Raw genomic sequence first — 24330 nt, forward strand, 5'->3', positions numbered from 1 at the left:
CTCGAGGGTGGGGGACGCGTCGGGCACCGGCGGCCGACGCTCCCATTCTGCCGCTCCTCCGACGCGGCGCCCGCCGCCGACGATCAGAGCAGCGCGTAGGAGTCGCGGAGCCGCGCCCGCCACCAGGCGAGCCGCTCCGGTGACACGGCGTGACGGGAGAGGAGCTCCTCCGAGGCCTCCACGCGGCCGACGGGGATGCCGCCGTCGACCGGCCGCAGCGGCCGCTCCGTGACGTCCGCGGCGAGGAGGGACGCGGTGCCGAGTCCGCAGTCGAAGGGCAGCTCGGGGAGCGCCGCGGCCAGGGCGGCGCCCATGGCGAGTCCGACCGAGCTGTCGATCGCGCTCGAGACCACCGCCGGCAGCCCCGCCTCGGCGACGAGGGCCAGCGCCCGGCGCGTCCCCCCGAGCGGCTGGACCTTCACGACCAGCAGGTCCGCGGCTCCGGCCCGGGCGACGGCGAGTGGATCGGCGGCCTTGCGGACGCTCTCGTCGGCGGCGATCGGGATGCCCATGTACTTCACCCGGTAGCGCAGCTCCGCCAGCTCGTCGACGCTCGCGCACGGCTGCTCGACGTACTCGAGGTCGGACTCCGCGAGGGCGTGGACGGCGTGCTCGGCCTCGTCGAGGTTCCAGCCGCCGTTCGCGTCCACGCGGATCCGGCCCTCCGGACCGAGCAGGCGGCGGACCTCGACGACCCGGGCCACGTCGTCGGCCAGCGTCTGGCCGCGCTCGGCGACCTTCACCTTCGCCGTGCGGCAGCCGTGGTAGCTCGCGAGCACGGCGGCGACCTCGTGCGGTGCGACGGCCGGGATGGTCGCGTTCACCGGGATGCGGTCGCGCAGCGGTGCCGGCTGCTCGCTCCAGCCGTAGTCGATCGCCGCCCGGAGCCACGCCGCCGACTCCTCTGCGCCGTACTCGAGGAAGGGCGAGAACTCGGTCCAGCCCTCGGGGCCGCGCACGAGCGCGATCTCGCGGTGGTCCACACCGCGGAAGCGGGTGCGCAGCGGCAGAGCGACGACGCGGAGTCCCGCGTCGATCTCGCCGAGGGAGGGGAGCGGGGAGGCGGGCACGACGTCGTCCATCCGGCCATTGTCCACCGGCCGGGGCGACGCGGCGGCCACCCGGGCGCAGGAGGTCGGCGACGCGCGCGCAAGCCCCCGGGGTCCCTCCTCCGAGCGCCCGCCGAGGTGCCAGACTGACGAGGCTGCCGTTGGAGTCCGGAGGAGTGCGATGAGCCAGATGCCGATGAGCCCGCCGCCCGCGCCCGCCCCGGGCCCGACGCAGGGCTCCGTCCCCTCCCACCGCCCGCTCGGCAGGGGCGCCTGGATCGCGCTGGGCACGAGCCTCCTCGTGGGCGTCGTCTACACCGGCGTGCTCGGCACGCTCGTCGCCGTCGGAGTGGGCGGCGCGCTCGACTCCGCCGCCGGCAGCGCGTCGACGAGCGCTCCGTCCGAGCCGTTCGGCGACCCGACGGACGACCCGTTCGGCAGCGGGGACCCGTCCGATCCGCTCTACGACTACCCCGGCTACCAGGACGGCGACGCCGCGACGATCCTCGGCCAGCCGTCCGCGGAGGACGTGCGCGCGAGTGCCGAGAAGGCCGTCGCGGCCGTCGAGGGCGCCGTCCCCGAGGAGTGGACCTCGGCCGACGACGAGTACTACGAGCAGTCGCAGAACGCCTACGGCGGGCCCTCCCTCCTCTACGACTACATCTCGGCGACCGAGTACGCCGCCGCCGACGTCTCGACCGACGCCGACAGGCAGGCGGCGGTCGACCGTTTCACCGCAGCGCTCTCGCCTCTCGGCTTCGACGACGTCGAGGTGGCCGACACCCCCGAGGAGTGGTCGGAGGCGGGCTACGAGCTCGACGGCGACCTCTCGGACGAGGAGGCCTCGGCCGCGCTCTGGATCGTCACCGCCCGCTCATCCGCCGACCTCGTGCCCGCGATCGAGCTGGGCCTCGTCGACCTCGACGCCGATCCGACCGGCCTGGTCGCCGACATGCTCGACGGAGTCGGCCTCTCGCCGGACCCGCAGGGCGCGTTCCTGGCGGGGTACGCGAACGGGGTCCTCCAGGACGAGGACCGCGGCGAGTTCACCGACCGCCTCGAGGAGTACGGCGGAGTCGCCACGACCTGACCGGGCGCTACAAGCAAGCCCGTCCGCCCGCAAGCCCGAATCGGTGCACCGCCCGCGCCCTACGGTGAGGGGATGGCTGCACCCCGCTCGACCAGGCCCCTGCGCGACTACGCCGCGATCGGAGACGGTCGCACGGTCGCCCTGATCGCGAAGGACGGCAGCGTCGACTGGATGCCCGTCCCGGACCTCGGCTCCACCCCCGCCTTCGCCGCCCTGATCGACGCCGAGTCCGGCGGCTGCGTCGAGCTCGCCCCCGAGGAGCCCGCCGAGGTCTCGCGCGCCTACATCCGCGACACGAACGTCCTCGAGACCACCTTCACCACCGAGTCGGGCACCGTCCGCGTGACGGACGCGCTCGTCACCGGGATCGCGGGCCGCCTCCCGTGGGCCGAGCTCGCGCGCCGCGTGGACGGTGTCGACGGCGAGGTGCGGATGCGGTGGGCCGTGCGTCCCGGAACGGGACTCGGCCGGTTCTCCCCGTGGATCCAGAACGCCGACGGCCGCTCGCTCATCCGCGCCGGAGACATCACCATCGGCGTCACCGGGCAGGAGCACGGGCCCGACGGCGAAGACGCACCCTCCGGCGCCGGCGACGAGCTGACGGGCTCCTTCGTCGTGACCGCGGGGAAGGACGCCGTGCGGCACGTCCTGGTCGTGTCGGCCACGCACGACGAGCCGCTGCACTTCCCGGTCGCGAAGAACGTCGACCGCGGCATCGACCGCACCATCCGCAGCTGGCAGGACTGGTCGGAGGAGTTCTCCTACGACGGCCCGTGGTCCGAGGCCGTCCAGCGCAGCGCCCTCGCGCTCAAGCTGCTGATCTACTCGCCCACGGGAGCCATCGCCGCGGCCGCGACCACGTCGCTCCCGGAGTCGCCCAACGGCGGCAAGAACTGGGACTACCGCTTCGCCTGGGTGCGCGACGCCGCGTACACGATGCACGCGCTGGTGCGCTTCGGCCTGCGCGAGGAGACGCACGCCGCGCTGTCCTGGCTCCTCCGCACGATCAAGGAGCACGGGCCGGACCTGCACATCTTCTACGGACTCGACGGCTCCATGCCGACCGTCCTCGAGGAGTTCGACGTCCCGGGCTACGCCGGCATCGGCCCGGTCGTCGCAGGCAACGCAGCGCAGAGCCAGCTGCAGCTGGGCGTCTTCGGCGACCTCTTCGACATCTGCCGCATCTACGTCGACGAGGGCAACGTCCTCGACATCCAGACCGGTCGGCTCCTCGCCCGCGTCGCCGACACCACCTGCGACCTGTGGCGGAACCGCGATGCGGGCATGTGGGAGCTGGAGGAGGAGCAGCACTACACCTCCTCGAAGATGGGCTGCTGGCAGGCGCTCGACGCGGCCGTGCACCTGGCGGAGCTCGGCCAGGTCGCGGGCAGCCCCGACCGATGGCGCTTCGAGCGCGACCGCATCCGGGAGTGGATCGAGGAGCACTGCTGGTCCGAGGAGCTCGGCTCCTACGTGATGTACCCGGGCAGCGAGGAGCTGGACGCCTCGGTGCTCCTGCACGCGCCCAGCGGCTACGAGCGCGGCGAGCGGATGATCTCCACCATCGACGCCCTGGTGAAGGAGCTCGGCCGCGGTGCGCTGCTGTTCCGCTACTCCGGCATGGAGGGCGAGGAGCACCCGTTCGTGGCCTGCTCGTTCTGGCTCGCCTCCGCCCTGGCCTGCGTCGGTCGGCACGACGAGTCGGTCGCCCTGATGGACGAGCTCGTCGCCACGGTCCCGAACGACGTCGGGATCATGTCCGAGATGATCGCGGTCGACGACCTGGCCTTCTGGGGCAACCTGCCGCAGGGGCTCAGCCACCTCGCGTTGATCAACGCGGCCATCACCATCGAGGAGCTGGCGCCGGAGAAGGTCGGCCGCGCGTAACCCCGCCGACGGCGTCCGCGCAACCCGTTGAGGGCCGGCTCCGAGGGGCGTAGACCGGTACCACCCCCTCGCACCGCACCCACAAGGAGCACCTCAGCATGGATCTCGGGATCAGCGGCCGCACCGCCCTCGTCACCGGAGGCGACTCCGGCATCGGCCTGGCCACGGCGCAGCTCCTCCTCGCCGAGGGCGCGACCGTCGTGATCACCGACAATGACCAGGCGGAGCTGGACCGGGCCGCGGCCGGGCTCGACGCTCCGGAGGGCCGCCTGCACGCCTTCGCCGCCGACGTCACCAGCACGGAGCAGCTCGCCGAGCTGCACCGCCGCGTGGCCGGAGCGGTCGGCGCGATCGACATCCTCGTGCAATGCGCCGGAGTCACGGGGGCGCAGGGCCTGTTCCACGAGATCGACGACGAGGGCTGGACCAGCACGCTCGAGGTCGACCTGCTCGGGCCTGTGCGGCTCGTGCGCGAGTTCCTTCCCGACCTCCGCACCGGAGGCTGGGGCCGGCTCGTGCTCACCGCCTCCGAGGACGCCGTGCAGCCCTACGACGACGAACTGCCCTACTGCGCCGCGAAGGCGGGCGTCCTCGCCTTCGCCAAGGGCCTCTCGCGCTCCTACGCGCAGGAGGGCCTCCTCGTGAACACGGTCTCGCCCGCGTTCATCCGCACTCCGATGACCGACGCGATGATGTCGAAGCGCGCCGAGCAGAGGGGCACCTCGGTCGACGAGGCGATCTCGTCCTTCCTCGACGAGGAGCGGCCGTACATGGAGCTGAAGCGCCGGGGCGAGGCCGAGGAGGTCGCAGCCGTGATCGCCTTCCTCTGCTCCGACCGCGCCTCGTTCGTGAACGGCTCGAACTACCGCGTCGACTCCGGATCCGTCGCCACGATCTGATCCCTGCAACCACGGGCCCCGCCCAGCGCGCGCACCCTGCGCGTGCGGGCGCCGTCCAGCCGAAGAAGCCAGACTCGGGGCGGGACACCGCACCCGGCACTGCAAGAGAAAGGAACGGTCCATGACCACCACCCTCGAACGCCACGTCGAAGCCCCCGCGGGCTCCGGTGCCAAGACCAGCCGCCGTCAGAACGCCGAGAAGGGCTTCAAGGCCTCCAAGGAGCTGCTCGACAGCCTCCAGATCGTCCTCGTCGACCTGATCGAGCTCCACGTCCAGGGCAAGCAGGCCCACTGGAACGTCGTCGGCAAGAACTTCCGCGACCTCCACCTGCAGCTCGACGAGATCATCGAGGCCGCGCGCGAGTTCAGCGACGACATCGCCGAGCGCATGCGCGCCCTCCACGGGATCCCGGACGGCCGCAGCGACACCGTCGCCGCGACCACCACCCTCCCCGAGTACCCGCACGGCGAGATCGACACGGCCGAGACCGTCGACCTGGTCACGATCCGCCTCGAGAACACCGCCGCCACCATGCGCGAGGTCCACGACCAGGTGGACGAGGAGGACCCGACCAGCGCGGACCTCCTCCACGCGATCATCCAGAGCCTCGAGCAGTACGCCTGGATGGTGTCGGCCGAGAACCGCACCACCTCCGCCGCCAAGTAGGGGCGAGCACCGGCAAGGGGACTCCGCGTCAGCGGGGTCCCCTTCCGTCTGCCCGAGCGGTGTCGAGTCGCCGTGCAGTCCGGATCAGTAGGGTCGTGGCATGAGCACGCAGGTCTCCGAACTGTTCGACGCGCACCGCTGGGCGGCCGTCGACGGCTTCGACGCACTCGAGGACATCACCTACCACCACGACCGCTCCGGCCGCATCGCGCGGGTCGCGTTCGACCGGCCCGAGGTCCGCAACGCGTTCCGGCCGCGCACGGTCGACGAGCTGTTCCGCGCCCTCGAGGACGCCCGGACGAACCCGCGCATCGGCGTCGTCATCCTCACCGGCAACGGCCCGAGCCCGCGCGACGGGGGCTGGGCGTTCTGCTCCGGGGGAGACCAGCGGATCCGCGGCCGCGACGGCTACCGGTACTCCGACGGCGAGACCGCCGAGGGCATCGACTCCGCGCGGAACGGCCGCCTGCACATCCTCGAGGTGCAGCGCCTCATCCGCTTCATGCCGAAGGTCGTCATCGCGGCCGTCCCCGGCTGGGCCGCGGGAGGCGGGCACTCGCTGCACGTGGTCTGCGACCTCACCCTCGCCTCCGCCGAGCACGGGCGCTTCAAGCAGACGGACGCCGACGTCGGCTCCTTCGACGCGGGCTACGGCTCGGCGTACTTCGCCCGCCAGATCGGGCAGAAGGCCGCGCGCGAGGTGTTCTTCCTCGCGCGGGAGTACTCCGCGCAGCGCGCCTACGAGATGGGCGCCGTGAACGCGGTCGTCCCGCACGCCGAGCTCGAGACGACCGCGGTGGAGTGGGCCGAGACGATCCTCACCAAGTCGCCCACGGCCATCCGGATGCTGAAGTACGCGTTCAACGCCGTGGACGACGGCCTCGTGGGCCAGCAGCTCTTCGCGGGCGAGACCACGCGCCTCGCCTACGGCACCGACGAGGCCGTCGAGGGACGAGACTCCTTCCTCGAGAAGCGCGAGCCCGACTGGTCGCCGTTCCCGTGGCAGTTCTGAGCCGGAGGGCACGCAGGTGACCCGCCCGCTCGCCGGTGTCGACGCGACGGTCGAGGCCGTCCTCCTCGCTCTTCGCGCGGCCCTGGACGGCAGCGGCCCGGCGATCCGCGTCTCCGCCCCCGGCGCTGCGACCGCCTCCGAGGATGCCGTCGTGCCGCAGCGCGTCGCCGTCGTCGTCGAGACCTCGGGCTCGTCGGGGCCGCCCAAGCGGGTCGCGCTCTCGACAGCGGCACTGCTCACCAGCGCCTCCGCGACCCTCGCCGAGCTGGGCGGGCCGGGACGCTGGCTGCTCTGCCTGCCGACCCACTACGTCGCGGGACTGCAGGTGCTCGTCCGCTCGCTGACCGCGGAGGCCGACCCGGTCGTCCTCCCGGCCGGCGGCTTCGACGCGGCGGCCTTCCTCGCTCTCGCTCGGACGATGCCGGCGGGGGAGCGGCGGTACTCCTCGCTGGTCCCCGTGCAGCTCGCGCGGCTGCTGGATCTCGCCGAGCGCGATCCGGCCGCGGCCGAGGCGCTCCGCTCGTTCGACGCCCTCCTGATCGGCGGCCAGGCGACGCCGCAGCCGCTGCGGGACGGCGCCGCCGCCCTCGGCGTGCGCATCCGCCTGACCTACGGATCGAGCGAGACGTCCGGCGGCTGCGTCTACGACGGCGTCCCGCTCCACGACGTGCGGATGCGCGTCGAGGACGGGCAGGTGCTGCTCGGCGGGCCGACCCTCGCGGACGGCTACCTCGACGCCGACGGCGCGATCGACCACGAGCGCAGCGCCTCCGCCTTCCTCGAGCTCGACGGGGAGCGCTGGTACCGCACGGGCGACGCGGGGTCGATCGTCGACGGGCGCCTCCGGGTGACCGGTCGGCTCGACCGCGTGATCGTGTCGGGCGGGGAGAAGGTCTCGCTCGACTCCGTCGAGGCCGTGCTCCGCGAGGGGCCCGTCCCCGACGCGGTCGTGGTGCGGCGGGCGGACGAGCAGTGGGGCGAGGTCCCGGTCGTCGTCACGGCGGAGGAGGCTCCCGCGCTCACCGACCTGCGCGCCCTGATCGCCGACCGCCTCGGGCGCGCCGCCGCTCCCGCGGCCGTGCTGCCGGTCGGCCGCATCCCCCTCCTCGCCTCCGGGAAGCCCGACCGCCGCGCCCTCGAGGTGCTCGCCGAGCAGGCCTGACCGGCTCCGAGCGTCGACGGGCCGGTGGGTAGGATTCCCTCCGTGTCGAGTACGAGTCGCAAGAAGAAGTCCTCCAGCGGCCGCCCCGGGGGCAGCCCGCGAGCGGTCGTCGTGAAGCCCGCCGGTCCCCGCGAGTGGATCGCCGGCGCCCGCCTCCGCACCCTCCCGCTGGCCGTCGCCCCCGTGCTCATCGGCACCGGAGCGACCCAGGTCGTCGACGAGGGCTGGCACTGGGTGCGCGCCCTGCTCTGCCTGGCCGTCTCGCTCGCCCTGCAGATCGCCGTCAACTACGCCAACGACTACTCCGACGGCGTGCGCGGCACCGACGCCAACCGCGTCGGACCCTCGCGGCTGACCGGCTCCGGAGCGGCGAAGCCCCGCCAGGTGCTCACCGTCGCCCTGGTCTTCTTCGGGATCGCGGCCGTCGCCGGCCTCGTGCTCACCGCCCTCTCGGGGCAGTGGTGGTTCCTGATCGTCGGCGCGGCGGCGATCGCGGCCGGCTGGTTCTACACCGGCGGACGCCGCCCCTACGGCTACCTCGGGCTCGGCGAGCTCTTCGTCTTCGTGTTCTTCGGCCTGGTCGCCACCGTCGGCACCACGTTCGTGCAGATCGGCCGCACCAACCAGGAGTCGTGGCTCGGCGCCGTGGCGGCGGGCCTGTTCGCCTGCGCCGTGCTCATGGTCAACAACATCCGCGACATCCCGACCGACCGCCTCTCGGGCAAGCGGACCCTCGCGGTCCTCGCGGGACCGGCCGTGTCCCGGGCGATCTACACGGGCTTCGTGCTGATCCCGTTCGGCATCGCGGTGATCCTCGCGCTGTTCTACCCGCTGGCATGGCTGACGCTCTTCGTGCTTCTGATGATCCTGCCGGCCATCCTGATCACCCTGACGGCGAAGACGGCGAAGGAGCTCATCCTGGCGCTGCAGCTGACCAGCCTGGGCGGGCTCGCCTACGCGGTCATCCTCGGGGCGGCGCTGGCGTTCTAGAGCGGCGGCTCGCACGAGGCGGGCTCGGGTGGGCCGGATTCGGGTGAGAACGGCTGTTGCGTGCCGGGCCTGGTGCGAGCGGGGTCAGCGCGTCCGAGGGGAGCCCTCGCCGGCGGGAGCGCCCGGCTCAGCGGTCGTCGCGGGTCGCGTCGACCGCGGCGTCCTCGACGTCGTCGTCGGTCGGGGCGCGCGGGACGTCCTTGCGGCGCTCGTAGATCGCCTCCGCGATGCGCTCGCGGGGCTTCCTCAGCAGGATGTAGGAGAGGGACAGGCTCGCGATCGCGGCGACGAAGCCCGCGGTGACCGCGGCCGTCAGCTCCGAGTCGACGAAGGTGCGCGCCGGCAGGTACACCAGCACGAAGACGCCGGCGAACATCGCCAGGCGCAGGAGCGAGTAGACGACGACCGCGCGGCTCAGTTTCACCGGGACAGTGTACGTCGGCCCCTGCACGCGCTTCCGTGAGCACCGTGGGAGCCTCCTGTCCAGCGTCCGTGCGGACCCTTCCCGACGGGGGTGCCGGACGTAGACTCGTGTCCATGATCCGCCTCGTCATCGGCCTGCTCGTGGCCCTCGCCGTCTTCACGGTCTACACCGTGATCGACGTCGCGATGAGCAACCGTCACGCCGTGCGGGCGATCCCGAAGTGGTCCTGGCTCCTGGTGGTGCTGATCCTCCCGGTCATCGGTGCGGGACTGTGGTTCTGGATCGGCCGCCCCCGAAAGCAGCGCGCCGCCGGCCGCCGCTACACCGCTCCGGACGACGACCCCGACTTCCTCGGCACCCTCCGCACCGAGCGCGACCCCGAGGAGGAACGCCTGCAGGCCGAGCGCATCGCCCAGCTCGAGCGCGACCTCGCCGACATGGACGAGCAGGGCGAGGCCGACGGCCCCGGCCGCCGGGATGCCTGAGCACCGGCCGGTCGCCCCCTCCACCCGATTCGCGGTCGACCTCCTCACCCGCTTCGTCGCGCTCGGCGTCCGCGACGTCGTCGTCGCTCCGGGCTCCCGCTCGCAGGCGCTCGCCCTGGTGGCGGCCGAGCTCGAGACCCGCGGCGACGTCCGGCTGCACGTGCGGATCGACGAGCGCTCCGCGGGGTTCCTGGCGCTGGGCCTCGCCCTCGAATCCGGGATGCCGGCGCTCGTCATCACGACCTCCGGCACGGCGACCGCGAACCTGCACCCGGCCGTGCTCGAGGCGGACGCCTCGGACGTGCCGATGATCGTCCTGACCGCCGACCGGCCCGACGAGCTGCGCGGCATCCGCTCGAACCAGACGGCCGAGCAGCGCGAGCTGTACGGGCGAGCCGCGCGGCTGTTCGAGGACGTCGCTGCTCCGGACGACGCCTCCCTGCCCGAGGACGCGCGGGCGCTCGCCGATCGTGCCGTCACCGCGGCGCGCCGCGGGCCGGTCCACCTGAACCTCTCCTTCCGCGATCCGCTCTCCTCCGCTCTGCCGGACATCGAGCGGATCGAACCGGTCTCGTCGCCCGCCGTCGGATCCGGGATCCCGCGTGCCGTCGTGACCGCCGGCCCTGATGAGCCGCTCACGGTCGTCATCGCCGGGGACAAGGCGGGCGCCGCGGCCGAGGAGATCGCTCGCGCCGGCGACTGGCCGCTGCTCGCCGAGGTCTCCTCCGGCGCCCGCTTCGGACCGCAGCTCGTCGTCGCCTGGCGGGGCCTGCTCGGCGAGCCCGACTTCGGCGGACGCATCCGCCGGGCGATCGTGCTCGGACACCCGACGCTCTCCCGCGAGGTCCCCGAGCTGCTGCGGCGCGAGGACGTCGAGGTCATCGTCGTGGACGCCGTGCGCGAGCAGTTCTACAACCCCGGCCGGCGCGCCCGCCGCGTCGGAGGCGTCGACGTGGTCCGACCCGAGGGGTCGCCGCGTCCCGAGCGCGGCGAGCGCGCCTGGGCCGGATCCTGGGTGTCCGCGAGCCGCGCCCTGACGGTCGACCCCGACGAGCTGGACGAGGTCCCCGACGCCGGGTCGATGTCGGTCGAGGACCGCCGCGGCTACGCGCGCAACGCCCTCGCCGCGATCAGGGCACCGCTCACCCGCGACTTCGTCGTCGCCGCGGTCTGGAAGGTCACCTGGCCGCACGACCGGCTGCTGTTCGGAGCGTCGCGGCTGATCCGCGTCGCCGACGGGACCCTGCCTGGCAAGCGGATATCCGTCCTGGCGAACCGCGGCCTCGCCGGCATCGACGGCACGATCTCGACGGCTCTCGGGATCGCGGTGGCTTCGCAGGCGACCGAGCAGGGAGCCGGCGGAGTCACCCGGGCGGTCCTCGGCGATCTCACTCTGCTCCACGAGGCCGGCGGCCTCCTCCTCCCGCCCGGAGAGCGACGCCCGCGCGTGCAGCTCGTCGTCGTGAACGACGGGGGCGGCACGATCTTCGACGGACTCGAGGTCGCGTCGAGCTCGCATCCCGATGCGTTCGACCGCGTGCAGTTCACCCCGCAGAGCGCCGATCTGGAGGCTCTCGCGCGCGCCTACGGGTGGGGCCACCGTCGTGCGGCGACGCGCGGCGAGCTGGAGCAGGCGCTGACCTCGCCGGGTGACGGGCCGGGCATCGTGGAGATCCGGCTCGAGCGCTGAGTCCGCGCGGGTCCGGTCGGACGGTCCTCCACAGGTCGTCGTCGGACGCTGTTCTCCCGGGGACGCCTCGTTCGAGCTCCGCAGCTCGTCAGCTGCTGCTTCGCTGGAGGAATGGCTGATGCGGAGACCGTGCGAGGAGAGGTCCTCGCCCTCGGCGACCGGGCGGCGGCGCTCGCGAGGAGCGCCTCCCCGGTGCTCCTGTCCGCGGCGGAGGCGCTGCACGCGGGACACTGCGCGGCGCTGACCTGTCCCGACGCGTTCGCCCGAGGCTCCTCGGCGGACAGCAAGGATGCGACGGACCTCGTCGAACGGTCGATCCGAGCGGAGTTCGCCGTCGCCCTCGGGGTCTCCGAGCGCACCGCCGCCAGGGAGCTGCTGCACGCCTCGCTCCTGATGGAGGAGCTGCCGCGGACCCGTTCCGCGCTCGCCGACGCCAGGATGCGCTGGGAGGCCGGCCAGCTCGTCTGCTCCGTCGCGGCGACCCTCCCGGCAGCGGCGCGCGCGGCCTACGACGACCGGGCCGTCGACCTCGCGGAGACGCTGACCCCGGGGCAGCTGCGCCACGCCCTCGCGCGGGTGCGGGAGGAGCTGCACGACGAGCCCCTCGCCGAGCGGCACGCTCGCGCCCGTGAGGACCGCCGGGTGTGGATGACAGCCGGGATCGACGGCATGGCGACGGTGTGCGCGCACGTCCCCGCGCCCGAGGCCGTCGGAGCGCTCGCCCGGCTCGATCGCATCGCGAGGGATCTGCGGGACGGCGCCGAAGGGGACCGCGATCTGCGGACGCTGGCGCAGCTCCGCGCCGATGCGTGGGCCGACCTGCTCTGCCACGGGGACGTGGCGGGGACCACTCCGGAGGGAGCCGCGGCGCCCTCGACCGGGCTGCGGGCCGAGGTGAGAGTCACCGTGGCGGCGAGCACCGCCGCGGGTGACGACGAGGCGGCCGCCGAGCTCGACGGCTACGGGCCGATCCCTGCCGAGGCGGTGCGAGCGCTCATCGACGACGCCGCCGCCTTCACTCCCGTGCTGACCGACGAGGAGACCGGCGCGGTCGTCTCCGTCGGGCGCCGCCACCGCCTCCCGCCGCCGAGGATGAGGCTGCTGGTCCGCCTCCGCGACCAGACCTGCCGCTTCCCGGGCTGCACCCGGCCGGCGTCCTCGACGGAGACCGACCACAGCGTCGAATGGCGGAACGGGGGAGAGACGACTCCCGACAACCTCGCCTCCCTGTGCGTCGCCCACCACCACGTGCGCCACGGCGACCGGTGGACGTATCTGCTCCATCCGGACGGCACAGCGGACTGGACCACACCGACCGGCCGTCGCGTGACGACCCGGCCGCCGGCGCTGCCCGGGCGTCCGCCGGTGGGCGCAGGACGACGGCCGGGTGCTCCCCGGCTCGAGAGCGACCCGGCGGGGTAGCCGACGGCTTCAGCGACTCCCGACGTGCGTCATGCCAGCGCGTCGGTGATCGGGCGGAACTTCATGCGGGTCTCGGCGAGCTCGGACTCGGGAACGCTGTCGGCCACGATGCCGGCGCCCGCCCAGGCCGTGACCGCGCCCTCGGCCGTGACCTCGGCGCTGCGGAGTCCGACGGCCCACTCGCCGTCGCCGTTGCCGTCGATCCAGCCGACGGGTCCTGCGTACCGACCGCGGTCGAAGGGCTCCAGGTGCTCGATGAGCGCAAGGGCGTCGGCGGTCGGAGTGCCGGCCACTGCGGCGGTCGGGTGAAGAGCATCGACGAGATCGAGCGCGCTGGAGGAGTCGTCCAGAATTCCTCGCACGTCCGTCGCGAGGTGCCAGAGGTTCGGCAGGCGGAGCGTGAACGGGGCGGCGCCGGCCGTCAGCTCCCGTGTGTGGGGCTCGAGCTCCCGGACCAGACTGGCGAGAGCGAAAGCGTGCTCTGAGCGGTCCTTCGGACTCTCGAGCAGAGCGGCCTCCACGTCCGCGTCGGCGAGGGGATCCTCGCCTCGTGCGGCCGTGCCGGCCAACACCCTCGCCGAGATCTCGCCCCGATCGACCGCGACCAGCGTCTCCGGACTGGCGCCGAGGAATCCGTCCACGGCGAAGCCCCAGCAGTCCGGGTAACGCTCGGTGAGCGCACCCAGCATCCGGCGCAGGTCCGCCCCCGGCGGGAGCCGTCCCTTCAGATCGCGCGCGATCACGACCTTGGACAGCTCGCCCGCCCGGATCGTCTCCACCGCGGCAGCGACCGCCGCGCGGTACCCGTCCGGCGACAGCGCACCCGGGGAGAGCGGCACGTGGTACTCCGCCCCCAGCGGCTCCTCGCCCGGCGTATCCGGTCCCTCCGCCTCGCCGATCGTGATCCGCGTCAGCCATGACCGGCCGTCGCGCGTCCCGATCACGGTGCGCGGCACGATCAGCACACTCGCCGCCTCGGATCGGCTCGAGAAAGCGAAGGTCCCGAACGCGACCAGCCCCGTCCCGGGCAGTCCGACCCGGTCCTCCACCGACGCCGCGTCGCAGAGCCGCCGCCAGGCCGCCGCCGCATCCCGCAGCCGTTCCGGGCCCGAGAACTCGAGGCGCAGGGCCTCACCGCGTCCGCTGAGGCCGGCGCCGTCGCGCTGCCAGAGGAGGGGCCGCCTCGGGTCGGAGTGGGAGAGGAGCGACTGCGGAGAGTCCAGTGGAGTCGTCTCCGCACGCAGCAGGGGGGTTCCAGCGCCGATGAGCGTCACCTCAGCAGGGTACGCCCGCGCCAGAAGGTGGGACGTCCCATGCCGCGGGGCTCGGGGCGCAGGGCTCCGTTGCTACCGTGATCCGGTCCGGGGCCGCCGCGCGAGGCGGAGCGGGGCGGTCCCGGCGCTTCCCCAGGGGGGAGCGCGCCGACCGGGCGCGGGAAGGCGGATGCACAGCCGCCGTCCCGCGTCTCGCCGTAGACTTGCGGATCGTGACGAAGGCAGACCTCACCAAACGGCCCGACGAGGTCGCCTCGATGTTCGACACCGTGGCTCCCGCCTACGACCTGGTGAACGGACTCCTCTCGGTGGGGAACGACCGGCTCTGGCGGATCGCGACGACTCGCGCCGTCAACCCTGCGCCCGGTGAGCGCATCCTCGACATCGCGGCCGGCACCGGCACGTCGAGCGCGTCGCTGGCGCGGTCGGGCGCCCAGGTCGTCGCAGCCGACTTCTCCCCGGGGATGATCGCCGTCGGCCGTCGCCGTCAGGCGGGCAACGACCGGATCGAGTTCGTCCAGGCCGACGCGATGGACCTCCCGTTCGAGGACGAGTCGTTCGACGCCGTGACCATCTCGTTCGGTCTGCGCAACGTGGCCGAGCCGAGGACGGCGCTCGCCGAGTTCCTGCGTGTGCTGAAGCCCGGCGGCCGGGTCGTGATCTGCGAGTTCTCGACTCCGCCGATAGCTCCGCTTGCCGCCGCGTACGACTTCTACCTGTCGAGGGTCATGCCCGCCGTCGTGCGCCTCGCGTCGTCGAACAATCCCGCGTACGACTATCTCGGCGATTCCATCCGGGCCTGGCCGGAGCAGAGCGTCGTCGCCGCCTGGCTCCGCGCGGCGGGCTTCGAGCGTGTGGCCTACCGCGATCTGACCGCGGGCATCGTGGCGCTGCACCGCGGCGTCAAGCCGATCGCGGCGACCCGATGACGACCGGGGTCCGCACAGGCCGAGACGTTAGGGTTTCCCTGTGAACGCCACTGCGCCCGTCGCCCGTCGCAGCCCGTCTCTGACGGCGCAGCTCGGCCTCTCCGAGCGCATCTTCTCCTCCTCGTCGGACCGCGCTCTCGCCCGCACGATCGACGCGGGTCTGGAGCAGGTCGAGGAGGGTCTCGTCCGGCAGCTGTCCTTCGCGGACGCCGTGGCCGACGTCTCCACCCGGTACCTCCTCGAGGCGGGCGGCAAGCGCGTGCGCCCGATGCTCACCCTCCTGGCCGCGTCGCTGGGCCGCGGCAACACGCCGCAGGTCCTGCTCGGTGCGCAGGCGATCGAGATCACGCATCTCGCATCGCTCTACCACGACGACGTCATGGACGAGGCGGAGAAGCGCCGCGGCGTCCCGTCGGCGCAGACCGTGTGGGGCAACAACGTGGCCATCCTGACGGGCGATCTGCTTTTCGCCCGCGCGAACCAGCTGATGGTCGAGCTCGGCGACAAGGCGATCCGGCTCCAGGCCGACACGTTCGAGCGGCTCGTCCTCGGGCAGCTGCACGAGACGGTCGGCCCGACCGACGGCGAGGACCCGGTCGAGCACTACCTGTCCGTCCTGGCCGACAAGACCGGGTCCCTGATCGCCGCGGCGGGCCGCACGGGAGTCGCGTTCTCGGAGGCTCCGGAGGAGTACGAGGAGGCCATGCGCGTCTTCGGCGAGAAGATCGGCGTCGCCTTCCAGATCGTCGACGACGTGATCGACCTCTCTCCCCAGCCGGAGGAGACCGGCAAGAACCCCGGCACGGACATCCGCGCCGGCGTGTCGACGCTGCCGATCCTGCGCCTGCGCGAGCGCGCCTCCTCGGACAGGGACGCCGCGGCTCTCCTCGCCCGCATCGAGAGCTATGTGAGCCGCTCGAACGACGCCATCGCGCACACGGAGGAGCAGAGCGCCGACATCTCGGACGCCATCGCTCAGCTGCGCGATCACGACGTCACCGCGCAGACCCTCGCCGAGGCCCACCGGTGGGCCGACGAGGCCGTCGCCGCCCTCGCTCCGCTGCCCGACGGCTCCGTCCGCAAGGCGCTGACGCGCTTCGCCGACACCGTCGTCGAGCGCAACGGCTGACCCCGATCGTCGCGGCGCGCCCTGCGCCGCAGGAATGAGACCGGTTGTGCGCTGCGGCGCCCCGGCAGGAGGAACGCAATGACCAAGCTCAGGCTGGCCATCGTCGGCGCGGGTCCCGCGGGCATCTACGCCGCCGACCTCATGATCAAGGCCGAGAAGAAGTACGACGTCTCGATCGATCTGTTCGAGCACCTGCCCGCGCCCTACGGCCTGGTCCGCTACGGCGTGGCGCCCGATCACCCGCGCATCAAGGGGATCATCACCGCGCTGCGGGAGGTGCTCGACCGGGGCGACATCCGCATCTTCGGCAACGTGCACTTCGGGACCGACATCACGCTCGAGGATCTCAAGCGGCACTACCACGCCGTGATCTTCGCGACCGGCGCCGTCCGGGACGCTCCGCTCGACGTCCCGGGTGTCGAGCTCGAGGGCTCCTACGGTGCGGCCGACTTCGTCAGCTGGTTCGACGGCCACCCCGACGTGTCGCGCACCTGGCCGCTGGAGGCGTCCTCCGTCGCCGTCATCGGCAACGGCAACGTGGCGCTCGACGTCTCGCGGATGCTGGCGAAGCACGCCGAGGACCTCCTGCCCACCGAGGTCCCGCCGAACGTCTACGAGGGGCTGAAGGCTTCTCCCGTCACCGACGTGCACGTCTTCGGGCGCCGCGGTCCCGCTCAGGTGAAGTTCACGCCGCTGGAGCTGCGCGAGCTGGGCGAGCTGCGCGACGTCGACATGATCGTCGCCGACGAGGACTTCGACCTCGATCCCGCTTCGGAGGCCGCCATCGCGACCAACAAGCAGGTCATGGTCATCAACCGGGTGCTCAACCAGTGGCGCACCCGCGAGGTCGGGAGCGCCTCGCGTCGTCTCCACCTGCACTTCTGGGCGAAGCCGCTCGAGTTCGTGGACGACGGATCGGGTCGGGTCGGCGCGATCCGGTACGAGCGCACCGAGCCGGACGGCGAGGGCGGAGTGCGCGGCACGGGTGAGATCCGCGAGGTCCCCGTGCAGGCCGTGTACCGCGCGGTCGGCTACTTCGGCTCGCCGCTCGACGGCCTCCCGTTCGACGAGATGCGCGGCGTGATCCCGAACCGCGAGGGCCAGGTCCTGGACGACGAGGACCAGCAGGTCCACGGCGTCTACGCGACCGGCTGGATCAAGCGCGGACCGGTGGGCCTCATCGGGCACACCAAGTCCGACGCCATGGAGACCGTCGCGCACGTGCTCAACGACCAGGCGTCCTGGTGGACGCCCGAGCACCCCGAGGAGGCAGCCGTGGTCGCCCTGCTCGAGGAGCGGGAGATCGCCTACACGGATCTCGACGGCTGGCACCGGCTGGACGAGCACGAGATGGCGCTCGGCGAGCCCGAGGGCCGTGCGCGGGTGAAGGTCGTTCCCCGCGAGGACATGATCGCGATCTCGCGGGCGGAGCCGGTAGCGCTCTGACGCGTGGTCTCCGAACGGCCCTCCGGTGCAGTCCGGAGGGCCGTTCGTCGTTCCGGCGTGGACGCCTTGCGCCTCCTCTAGGATTCGGGCACCGCTCTGGACGGAGACAGCATGACCACGGCCGCGCCCCACGACGTCATCCGGGTGCGCGGTGCGCGCCAGAACAACCTCCGGGGGATCGACGTCGACATCCCGAAGCGGAGGATCACCGTGTTCACCGGGGTCTCGGGCTCCGGCAAGTCGTCGCTGGTCTTCGGCACCATCGCGGCCGAGTCCCAGCGCCTCATCAACGAGACCTACTCCGCCTTCGTGCAGCAGTTCATGGGGTCGCCGGCTCGCCCGGACGTGGAGTCGCTCGACGGACTGTCGGCCACGATCGTCGTCGATCAGGAGCGGATGGGGTCGAACGGCCGGTCCACGGTCGGCACGGCGACCGACGCGTACACGATGCTGCGGATCCTCTTCAGCCGGATCGGCGATCCGCACGCGGGCACGAGCGGTGCGTTCTCCTTCAACCTGCCGGAGGGGATGTGCCCGCGGTGCGAGGGGACGGGCCGGGTGTCGAGCATCGACCTCGACGCGCTGATCGACCGCTCGAAGTCGCTCGAGGGCGGCGCTCTCGACGCGATCCCGAACTTCGTCGTCGGCGGCTGGTACTGGAAGGGCCTCGCCGAGTCGGGCCTCTATCCGGCCGATGTGCCGATCGCCGATTTCACGCCCGAGCAGATGGACGCGTTTCTCCACCGTCCGGCCACGAAGATGGCCATCGCCGGGATGACGATGACCTACGAGGGCCTCCTGGTGAAGGTCACCCGCCTCTACCTGGCCAAGGAGGCGGCGCAGCCGCACATCCGCGCCTTCGCCGAGCGGGTGGCCACCTTCGCCGCCTGTCCCGAGTGCGGAGGCGGCCGGCTCACCCGGGCGGCGCTGGAGTCGCGCATCGGGGGCCGGAACATCGCCGAGTGCGCCGCGCTGCAGGCGACCGACCTCGCCGCGTGGCTCCGCGGACTGCAGGCGCCGTCCGTCGCTCCGATCGTCGAGACCCTCCTCGGGACGCTCGACGCCCTCGTCCAGGTCGGCCTCGGCTACCTGTCGCTCGATCGGGAGTCGGGCACGCTCTCGGGCGGTGAGGCGCAGCGGGTCAAGATGGTGCGGCATCTGGGGTCGAGCCTCACGGACGTCACCTACGTCTTCGACGAGCCGACGGCGGGTCTGCATCCGCACGACGTCTCGCGGATGATCGAGCTGCTGCGCCGCCTGCGGGACAAGGGCAACACCGTCCTGGTGGTCGAGCACAAGCCGGAGATCATCGAGATCGCCGATCACGTGGTCGACCTCGGTCCGAGGGCCGGCGCGCACGGCGGCGAGCTGCGGTTCGAGGGGACGGTGGCGCAGCTGCGCACGTCGGACACCCTGACGGGCCGTCATCTCGGTCACCGCGTCCCGCTGAAGGAGGCCGTGCGCCGTCCGACCGGGGCGGTGGAGATCCGCGGGGCCTCCACGCACAACCTCCGCGGCGTCGACGTGGACGTCCCGCTGGGCGTGCTGACCGTCGTCACCGGAGTCGCCGGCTCGGGCAAGTCGTCGCTTCTGCACGGCTCGCTCGCGGGTCGGCCGGGCGTGGTGGTGGCCGACCAGTCGCCGATCCGCGGCTCGCGGCGCAGCAATCCGGCGACCTACACCGGGGTCCTCGACGCGATCCGGGCGGCCTTCGCGAAGGCGAACGGTGTGAGACCGGCGCTCTTCAGCGCGAACTCGGCAGGCGCCTGCCCCGTCTGCAAGGGGGCCGGGATGATCTTCACCGAGCTGGGCCCCGCCGCGACGGTCTCGTCGGTCTGCGAGGAGTGCGACGGCAAGCGGTTCACCGCTGAGGTGCTCGAGTACCGCCTGCGCGGGAGGAACATCCACGAGGTGCTCTCGATGCCGATCGTCGACGCCGCGGAGTTCTTCGCGAGCGGACCGGCGCACACGGTGCTCGCCCGTCTCGTCGACGTCGGTCTCGGCTACCTCACGCTCGGACAGCCGTTGAACACGCTGTCCGGGGGCGAGCGCCAGCGCCTCAAGCTCGCGATCAACATGGCCTCGTCCGGATCCGTCTACCTGCTCGACGAGCCGACCACGGGCCTGCACCTCGCGGACGTCGACACACTGCTCGGACTGCTCGACCGGCTGGTCGACTCCGGGAACTCGGTCGTGGTGATCGAGCACCACCGCGCCCTGATGGCGCACGCGGACTGGATCATCGACGTGGGGCCCGGAGCCGGGCACGACGGAGGGACGATCGTCTTCGAGGGGACTCCGGTCGGGCTCGCGGCGGCGGACACGCTGACCGGACGCGCCCTCGCCGAGTACGCGCGCTGAGGCGCACGGAGCCGCGACGTCCGCGGGTCAGCGCGAGAACGGGCCGGACAGGGCCGCCCACTGCAGGAGCATGATCGTCTTCGCGTCGACGATCTGCACGCCGATCTGGGTCAGCGCCTCGTCGAACGAGAGCTCGAGGACCTCGATGTCCTCGCCCTCGACGGCGAGTCCCGCGAACGCTCCGCTGCGGGTCCCCGCGCGGTAGCGCCCGGCGTAGAAGTGCAGCTTCTCGGTGACCGAGCCGGGGCTCATGAACGCGTCGAACACGTGCTCGAGCCGGCCGACCTCGAGTCCGGTCTCCTCGGACGCCTCGCGGCGGGCGCCCTCCTCGGGCCCGTCCTCGTCCAGGAGACCGGCGGGCACTTCGAGGAGCATCCCGTCGAGGTCGCCGTTCACGTACGCGGGGTAGCGGAACTGCCGGATCAAAACGACGGTGCGCGCGTCGGCGTCGTAGAGCAGGACCGCCGCGCCGTTACCCCGGTCGTAGGTCTCGCGCTGCTCGCTCGTCCAGCTGCCGTCGCGGTGCAGGTAGTCGAAGCGGGTGGTGCGGAGGACGTACCAGTCGCTCGAGAGGAGGGTGACCTCCTTCACGACCACGTCGGGGTTCCCGACGAGGTCGAGGCCCTCCCGGTCGAGTCCGGTGCGGCCCCGCCGGTCGGGCTCGTCGATGCCGGCGGTCACGCGCGTGCTCCCGTGTGCGTCATTCCTCAGCGGAAGTTGACGAACTGGAGGTCGAGCTCGAGGTCGGCCCCGCGCAGGAGCGCCATGGTCGCCTGGAGGTCGTCGCGGCTCTTCGAGGAGACGCGGAGCTCGTCGCCCTGGATCTGCGACTTGACCGACTTCGGCGCCTGGTCGCGGATGAGCTTGTTGATCTTCTTCGCGTGCTCCTGGTCGATGCCCTCCTTGAGGGTGGCCTCGATCCGGTACTCCTTGCCGGACGCGAAGGGCTCGCCCGCGTCGAGGCTCTTGAGGCTGATGCCGCGCTTGATCAGCTTCGACTGGAAGACGTCGAGGATGGCGTTCGCCCGCTCCTCGGTGTTGGCCTTGATCAGGATCTTCTCGCCGCTCCAGGCGATCGAGGCGCCGACGTTCTTGAAGTCGTAGCGCTGCTCGACCTCCTTGTGGGCCTGGTTCAGGGCGTTGTCCGCCTCCATCTTGTCGATCTTGCTGACGACGTCGAACGTTGAATCTGCCATGGCTCCGAGTTTAGCTTTCAGGCGTGGCGGAGCCCGGGCCCAGGCGCGGCTGGTACCTCTGAGGGGTGCGCCGCCTCCCCGTTCTCGTCCTCGTCCCGCTCGCCGGCCTCCTCCTGGCCGGCTGCGGCCAGCGGCCGCCCGCGCTGACGGTCGAGGAGGGCCTGTCCACCGTGCCTCCCGCGGCGACCGCTCCCGTCGCGGCCGACCCCGTCGTGCTGGAGGATCCCGAGCAGGCCGCGGCGACGCCGGTGCGACTGCTCGCCGACGAGGCGTGGCTGGGCTCGGCGTCCGAGGGGAGCGGCATCCCGCTGCGTGCGCTCACCGCCTACGCGGGCACGGCCCTCCTCACGGCGTCGGTCGACCCCGACTGCCGGTTGGACTGGGCGACCCTGGCCGGCATCGGCTACGTCGAGAGCAGGCACGGCACGATCGACGGCGGCGAGCTGGGCGAGGACGGGCGGCCGACGGAGCCGATCTACGGTCCGCGCCTGGACGGAACGCGCTTCGACCGGGTCCCCGACAACGACGGCGGGGCTCTGGACGGCGACGCCGAGGTCGACCGGGCGATGGGTCCGCTGCAGATCATCCCCGCGACGTGGATGGCGTGGGCGTCGAGCGGATGGGATCCGCAGAACGTGGACCAGCAGGCGGTGACCGCCGCCCGGTACCTCTGCGACGCCGGCGGCGACCTCTCGACGGAGTCGGGATGGCGGGCGGCGATCGCGGCCTACAACCCGGCCGGGAGCTACGCGGGGAAGGTCGCGGAGGCGGCGTCCCGCTACGCGGCGGAGGCGGACTGAGGCCTCGCGGCACCGATTTCCGATCCGCCGGTCGCGTGGGTATCCTTGCTGAGCGCCTCCGGTTGTGAACACGCGGTCGGGTGCGCCACGGCGAGTTACCCTAGCGGCCAAAGGGATCTGACTGTAAATCAGACGGCGTAGCCTTCGGGGGTTCGAATCCCTCACTCGCCACCGAGCAGGAACACCCAGCAGACGCCCCGGCATCATGAGATGCGCGGGGCGTTCCGCATGTCGGGATATCGCCGTTCCGGCGGAGTGCCTTTCCGGGGGAGCACAGGTCCGGCGGATCGCCGGGCCCGGCGTCTTCGTCCCGTCGCACCCCGCACGCCGTCGGCCCGGCCTCCGCGGTCGCCCGGCCCGCGCTGTCGGCCCGGCCCGCGCCGTCGCCTCAGCCCCGCGCCTCCTGCTCCAGGAACCCCGCGAGGGAGAGCGGCGGCCGTCCGGTGAGCCGCTCGACGTCGCCCGACACGTGCTCCAGCTGTCCGGCGGCGATCGCGGAGTAGGTGCTGACCCAGGCGTCCAGCTGCCAGTCCGGTGCGTTCCAGCGGCGGCGAGATGCGTACGCCTCCTCGAGGGTCTCGTCGACGAACACGGCGGGGCGGCCGGCCGCCGTCAGTGTCGCGGCGACCTCGTCGAGGGTGAGGGCCTCGGGCCCGGTCAGCTCGTAGGCGGCTCCGCGGTGCTCGGAGGGGGAACGGAGGACCGCGGCGGCGGCGCGGGCCACGTCCTCGCGCGCGACGACGGCGGCCCGGCCCGTTCCCGCGGGTCCGCGGATCGCGCCGTCCTCGCCGAGCATCGCGGGCAGGAAGTCGAGGTAGAGGTTGTCGCGGAGGAACGTCCAGCCCATGCCGGAGCGGCGGATCGCGTCCTCGGTGGCCGCGTGGTCTCGGGCGAGGGTGAAGACCGCGTCGGGTGCGGCTCCGGCGAAGGAGGTGTAGACGACGTGCTCGACACCCGCGGCGGCGGCTGCGTCGACGAATGCGAGGTGCTCGGCGCGGCGCTCCTCGTTCTCGGAGGCGGAGACCATCAGGAGGAGGCGCACGCCCTCGAGCGAGTCGCCCGCGTCGGCGAAGGAGGAGCGCACCACCTCGGCCCCGGGGAGCTCGGGCGCGCGGGACGGGTCGCGGACCAGCAGGCGGAGGGCGTGACCGGCGTCGGCGAGCTCGCGCGCGACGCGGCCGCCGACGGCTCCGGTGGCTCCGGTGAGGGCGATAGGGGTGCTCATCCCCTCATGATGGGCCCGATCCCTAGGCTGGGGCCATGAGCGACAACGCCCCCCTCCTCGCCATCGCCCGCTCGATCGCCGTCGAGGCGGCGCACCTCGCCCGCCAGCGGCGGCAGGACGGTGTCGAGATCGCCGCGTCGAAGTCGTCCCCGGAGGACGTGGTGACGGCCGCGGACCGGGAGGTCGAGGAGCTGATCCGCCGGCGCCTGGCCGAGGCGCGTCCGGACGACGGCTTCCTCGGCGAGGAGTCGGGGTCGGGGGGCGGCACGAGCGGGCTGACCTGGGTCGTCGATCCGATCGACGGGACCGTCAACTACCTCTACGGCATCCCCTCCTACGCGGTCAGCATCGCTGTGGTGGAGGGGGAGCCGGATCCCGCGACCTGGACCGCGCTCGCCGGCGCGGTCGTGAACGGAGCGACGGGCGAGGTGACCACGGCCAGCCGAGGCGGGGGAGCCGAGCGGGACGGAGTCTCGCTGCAGGTCTCGGCTCCCTCCTCCCTCTCGCTCGCGCTGGTGGGCACCGGCTTCGGCTACGACGCGGGCCGCCGGATGCGTCAGGGCGCCGTGGTGCAGGAGCTCCTGGGCGCGGTCCGCGACATCCGCCGCATCGGCTCGGCGGCGCTCGACCTGTGCTCGGTGGCCACCGGGCAGCTGAACGCGTACTACGAGCGGGGCCTGAACCCGTGGGACCTCGCTGCGGGCGCCCTCATCGCCGAGGAGGCGGGTGCGCGGGTCGCGGGACTCGACGGCGCACCCTTCGGCTCCGGGCTGCTCATCGCGGCACCGGATCCTCTCTTCGCCGAGCTGGAGGATCTGCTGCGCCGCCTGCGCGCGGACGAGGTGTAACCGCTCTCCCAGGCCGGGCCGACAAGGATTCCGTGCGCCGAGAGGCGGATCGGCGCAGGATCCCGCCGGGGCTCGCCGCGCGTCGTGCCCCGATCGCGCCTGTGCGCGGCGGCCTCTGGCCGGATCCCGCCGGCCGTGGTTATCCTTTATGAATTCGTGATGTTCGCACAGGCTGCGCTCACGGAGCCGAGCGGTGCCTCTCCCTGGAGGCCCGCTCGTCCCCTGCCCCCGACGGAAGACATCGATTTCGTGAAGCCTGTGTCGGAGGTGCGGACGATGTCGGCGACGTTGGTCTGCGTCTTGCGCTCCTGCACGCCGAAGCCGTCGCGGGCGACCGTCTCGGCG

The 24330-nt window shown here is 72.6% G+C and carries 23 protein-coding genes and 1 tRNA gene; 17 read left to right on the forward strand and 7 right to left on the reverse strand.

The genetic code is table 11. The features are described from left to right. Positions 1-83 precede the first annotated feature (83 nt). A complete protein-coding gene (locus C5D04_RS08075; protein WP_104347548.1) occupies positions 84-1082 on the reverse strand; it encodes an o-succinylbenzoate synthase in 999 nt (332 codons plus the stop codon). A gap of 148 nt (positions 1083-1230) precedes the next feature. Between C5D04_RS08075 and C5D04_RS08080 the strand changes: the two genes are divergently transcribed. From C5D04_RS08080 to C5D04_RS08110, 7 genes are all read left to right on the forward strand, one after another. Further along, positions 1231-2139 (forward strand): hypothetical protein, encoded by a 909-nt coding sequence (locus C5D04_RS08080; RefSeq protein WP_104233420.1) that lies wholly within the window; start codon positions 1231-1233, stop codon positions 2137-2139. 72 nt (positions 2140-2211) lie between these two features. Continuing rightward, complete coding sequence (locus C5D04_RS08085) at positions 2212-4026, forward strand: glycoside hydrolase family 15 protein (protein WP_104347549.1); 1815 nt, start codon at positions 2212-2214, stop codon at positions 4024-4026. Between the two features lie 98 nt (positions 4027-4124). Further along, positions 4125-4925 (forward strand): SDR family NAD(P)-dependent oxidoreductase, encoded by an 801-nt coding sequence (locus C5D04_RS08090; RefSeq protein ID WP_104347550.1) that lies wholly within the window; start codon positions 4125-4127, stop codon positions 4923-4925. Between the two features lie 121 nt (positions 4926-5046). Continuing rightward, entirely contained in the window at positions 5047-5592 is a 546-nt protein-coding gene (locus tag C5D04_RS08095) for a Dps family protein (RefSeq protein WP_104223596.1), read from the forward strand. A 100-nt stretch (positions 5593-5692) separates the two neighbouring features. After that, positions 5693-6604: a 1,4-dihydroxy-2-naphthoyl-CoA synthase gene (locus C5D04_RS08100; RefSeq protein ID WP_068255374.1), complete on the forward strand. Its 912-nt coding sequence runs from the start codon at positions 5693-5695 to the stop codon at positions 6602-6604. Positions 6605-6620: 16 nt separating this feature from the next. After that, positions 6621-7766: an AMP-binding protein gene (locus C5D04_RS08105; protein WP_104347551.1), complete on the forward strand. Its 1146-nt coding sequence runs from the start codon at positions 6621-6623 to the stop codon at positions 7764-7766. A 42-nt stretch (positions 7767-7808) separates the two neighbouring features. Beyond that, positions 7809-8756, forward strand: coding sequence for a 1,4-dihydroxy-2-naphthoate polyprenyltransferase (locus C5D04_RS08110; RefSeq protein ID WP_374953116.1), 948 nt, complete (start codon positions 7809-7811; stop codon positions 8754-8756). Between the two features lie 127 nt (positions 8757-8883). Here C5D04_RS08110 and C5D04_RS08115 read toward each other — a convergent pair whose 3' ends face one another. Next, positions 8884-9180 carry a DUF4229 domain-containing protein gene (locus C5D04_RS08115; RefSeq protein ID WP_104239140.1) on the reverse strand — a complete coding sequence of 99 codons (297 nt, stop codon included), beginning with the start codon at positions 9178-9180 and terminating at the stop codon, positions 8884-8886. Positions 9181-9293: 113 nt separating this feature from the next. Between C5D04_RS08115 and C5D04_RS08120 the strand changes: the two genes are divergently transcribed. The 3 genes from C5D04_RS08120 to C5D04_RS08130 all read left to right on the forward strand — a co-directional run bounded on the left by C5D04_RS08120 (position 9294) and on the right by C5D04_RS08130 (position 12777). After that, a complete protein-coding gene (locus tag C5D04_RS08120) occupies positions 9294-9665 on the forward strand; it encodes a PLD nuclease N-terminal domain-containing protein (RefSeq protein WP_104225908.1) in 372 nt (123 codons plus the stop codon). Then, the gene (gene menD / locus C5D04_RS08125; RefSeq protein WP_104233417.1) at positions 9658-11355 is read left to right on the forward strand and encodes a 2-succinyl-5-enolpyruvyl-6-hydroxy-3-cyclohexene-1-carboxylic-acid synthase; all 1698 of its coding nucleotides are present in this window, start codon (positions 9658-9660) and stop codon (positions 11353-11355) included. The genes C5D04_RS08120 and menD overlap by 8 nt, the downstream gene beginning before the upstream one ends. Before the next feature lie 111 nt (positions 11356-11466). After that, positions 11467-12777 carry an HNH endonuclease signature motif containing protein gene (locus C5D04_RS08130; RefSeq protein ID WP_104347552.1) on the forward strand — a complete coding sequence of 437 codons (1311 nt, stop codon included), beginning with the start codon at positions 11467-11469 and terminating at the stop codon, positions 12775-12777. A 29-nt stretch (positions 12778-12806) separates the two neighbouring features. Here the strand turns inward: C5D04_RS08130 and C5D04_RS08135 are convergent, their stop codons facing one another. Then, complete coding sequence (locus tag C5D04_RS08135; RefSeq protein ID WP_308471767.1) at positions 12807-14051, reverse strand: isochorismate synthase; 1245 nt, start codon at positions 14049-14051, stop codon at positions 12807-12809. 212 nt (positions 14052-14263) lie between these two features. On the opposite strand from C5D04_RS08135, the gene ubiE reads away from it, so the two are divergent. From ubiE to C5D04_RS08155, 4 genes are all read left to right on the forward strand, one after another. Then, complete coding sequence (ubiE, locus tag C5D04_RS08140; RefSeq protein ID WP_104326264.1) at positions 14264-14980, forward strand: bifunctional demethylmenaquinone methyltransferase/2-methoxy-6-polyprenyl-1,4-benzoquinol methylase UbiE; 717 nt, start codon at positions 14264-14266, stop codon at positions 14978-14980. A gap of 40 nt (positions 14981-15020) precedes the next feature. Further along, positions 15021-16109, forward strand: coding sequence for a polyprenyl synthetase family protein (locus C5D04_RS08145; protein ID WP_104233415.1), 1089 nt, complete (start codon positions 15021-15023; stop codon positions 16107-16109). Between the two features lie 78 nt (positions 16110-16187). Next, positions 16188-17555 (forward strand): FAD-dependent oxidoreductase, encoded by a 1368-nt coding sequence (locus C5D04_RS08150; RefSeq protein ID WP_104223603.1) that lies wholly within the window; start codon positions 16188-16190, stop codon positions 17553-17555. Between the two features lie 111 nt (positions 17556-17666). Then, positions 17667-19916, forward strand: coding sequence for an excinuclease ABC subunit UvrA (locus tag C5D04_RS08155; protein ID WP_104326254.1), 2250 nt, complete (start codon positions 17667-17669; stop codon positions 19914-19916). A 27-nt stretch (positions 19917-19943) separates the two neighbouring features. Here the strand turns inward: C5D04_RS08155 and C5D04_RS08160 are convergent, their stop codons facing one another. Next, positions 19944-20597, reverse strand: a complete 654-nt coding sequence (locus C5D04_RS08160; protein ID WP_104347553.1) for an NUDIX domain-containing protein — start codon at positions 20595-20597, stop codon at positions 19944-19946. A gap of 26 nt (positions 20598-20623) precedes the next feature. Continuing rightward, positions 20624-21112 (reverse strand): YajQ family cyclic di-GMP-binding protein, encoded by a 489-nt coding sequence (locus C5D04_RS08165; protein ID WP_104347554.1) that lies wholly within the window; start codon positions 21110-21112, stop codon positions 20624-20626. A gap of 65 nt (positions 21113-21177) precedes the next feature. Here C5D04_RS08165 and C5D04_RS08170 point away from each other — a divergent pair, with 65 nt between their 5' ends. Both C5D04_RS08170 and C5D04_RS08175 read left to right on the forward strand, forming a co-directional pair. Next, positions 21178-21912 (forward strand): hypothetical protein, encoded by a 735-nt coding sequence (locus C5D04_RS08170; RefSeq protein WP_104319312.1) that lies wholly within the window; start codon positions 21178-21180, stop codon positions 21910-21912. Positions 21913-22001: 89 nt separating this feature from the next. Then, positions 22002-22083: transfer RNA gene (locus C5D04_RS08175), tRNA-Tyr, on the forward strand. 217 nt (positions 22084-22300) lie between these two features. On the opposite strand, the gene C5D04_RS08180 is transcribed toward C5D04_RS08175, so the two are convergent. After that, complete coding sequence (locus tag C5D04_RS08180) at positions 22301-23137, reverse strand: SDR family oxidoreductase (protein WP_104292408.1); 837 nt, start codon at positions 23135-23137, stop codon at positions 22301-22303. A 35-nt stretch (positions 23138-23172) separates the two neighbouring features. On the opposite strand from C5D04_RS08180, the gene C5D04_RS08185 reads away from it, so the two are divergent. Continuing rightward, positions 23173-23985, forward strand: coding sequence for an inositol monophosphatase family protein (locus tag C5D04_RS08185; protein WP_104347555.1), 813 nt, complete (start codon positions 23173-23175; stop codon positions 23983-23985). Positions 23986-24131: 146 nt separating this feature from the next. Here C5D04_RS08185 and C5D04_RS18520 read toward each other — a convergent pair. Further along, positions 24132-24330, reverse strand: a 199-nt coding sequence (locus tag C5D04_RS18520) for a hypothetical protein (protein WP_219812515.1), incomplete at its 5' end; no start/stop codon positions are given.

It is taken from the genome of Rathayibacter sp. AY1D2, assembly GCF_002932695.1.
GTDB lineage: Bacteria > Actinomycetota > Actinomycetes > Actinomycetales > Microbacteriaceae > Rathayibacter.

Bases quoted from the DNA above. Each gene is read 5' to 3' on its own strand.
- C5D04_RS08075 (WP_104347548.1), bottom strand. From the start codon at position 1,082: ATGGACGACGTCGTGCCCGCCTCCCCGCTCCCCTCCCTCGGCGAGATC.
- C5D04_RS08080 (WP_104233420.1), top strand. From the start codon at position 1,231: ATGAGCCAGATGCCGATGAGCCCGCCGCCCGCGCCCGCCCCGGGCCCG.
- C5D04_RS08085 (WP_104347549.1), top strand. From the start codon at position 2,212: ATGGCTGCACCCCGCTCGACCAGGCCCCTGCGCGACTACGCCGCGATC.
- C5D04_RS08090 (WP_104347550.1), top strand. From the start codon at position 4,125: ATGGATCTCGGGATCAGCGGCCGCACCGCCCTCGTCACCGGAGGCGAC.
- C5D04_RS08095 (WP_104223596.1), top strand. From the start codon at position 5,047: ATGACCACCACCCTCGAACGCCACGTCGAAGCCCCCGCGGGCTCCGGT.
- C5D04_RS08100 (WP_068255374.1), top strand. From the start codon at position 5,693: ATGAGCACGCAGGTCTCCGAACTGTTCGACGCGCACCGCTGGGCGGCC.
- C5D04_RS08120 (WP_104225908.1), top strand. From the start codon at position 9,294: ATGATCCGCCTCGTCATCGGCCTGCTCGTGGCCCTCGCCGTCTTCACG.
- menD (WP_104233417.1), top strand. From the start codon at position 9,658: ATGCCTGAGCACCGGCCGGTCGCCCCCTCCACCCGATTCGCGGTCGAC.
- C5D04_RS08130 (WP_104347552.1), top strand. From the start codon at position 11,467: ATGGCTGATGCGGAGACCGTGCGAGGAGAGGTCCTCGCCCTCGGCGAC.
- C5D04_RS08150 (WP_104223603.1), top strand. From the start codon at position 16,188: ATGACCAAGCTCAGGCTGGCCATCGTCGGCGCGGGTCCCGCGGGCATC.
- C5D04_RS08155 (WP_104326254.1), top strand. From the start codon at position 17,667: ATGACCACGGCCGCGCCCCACGACGTCATCCGGGTGCGCGGTGCGCGC.
- C5D04_RS08165 (WP_104347554.1), bottom strand. From the start codon at position 21,112: ATGGCAGATTCAACGTTCGACGTCGTCAGCAAGATCGACAAGATGGAG.
- C5D04_RS08180 (WP_104292408.1), bottom strand. From the start codon at position 23,137: ATGAGCACCCCTATCGCCCTCACCGGAGCCACCGGAGCCGTCGGCGGC.
- C5D04_RS08185 (WP_104347555.1), top strand. From the start codon at position 23,173: ATGAGCGACAACGCCCCCCTCCTCGCCATCGCCCGCTCGATCGCCGTC.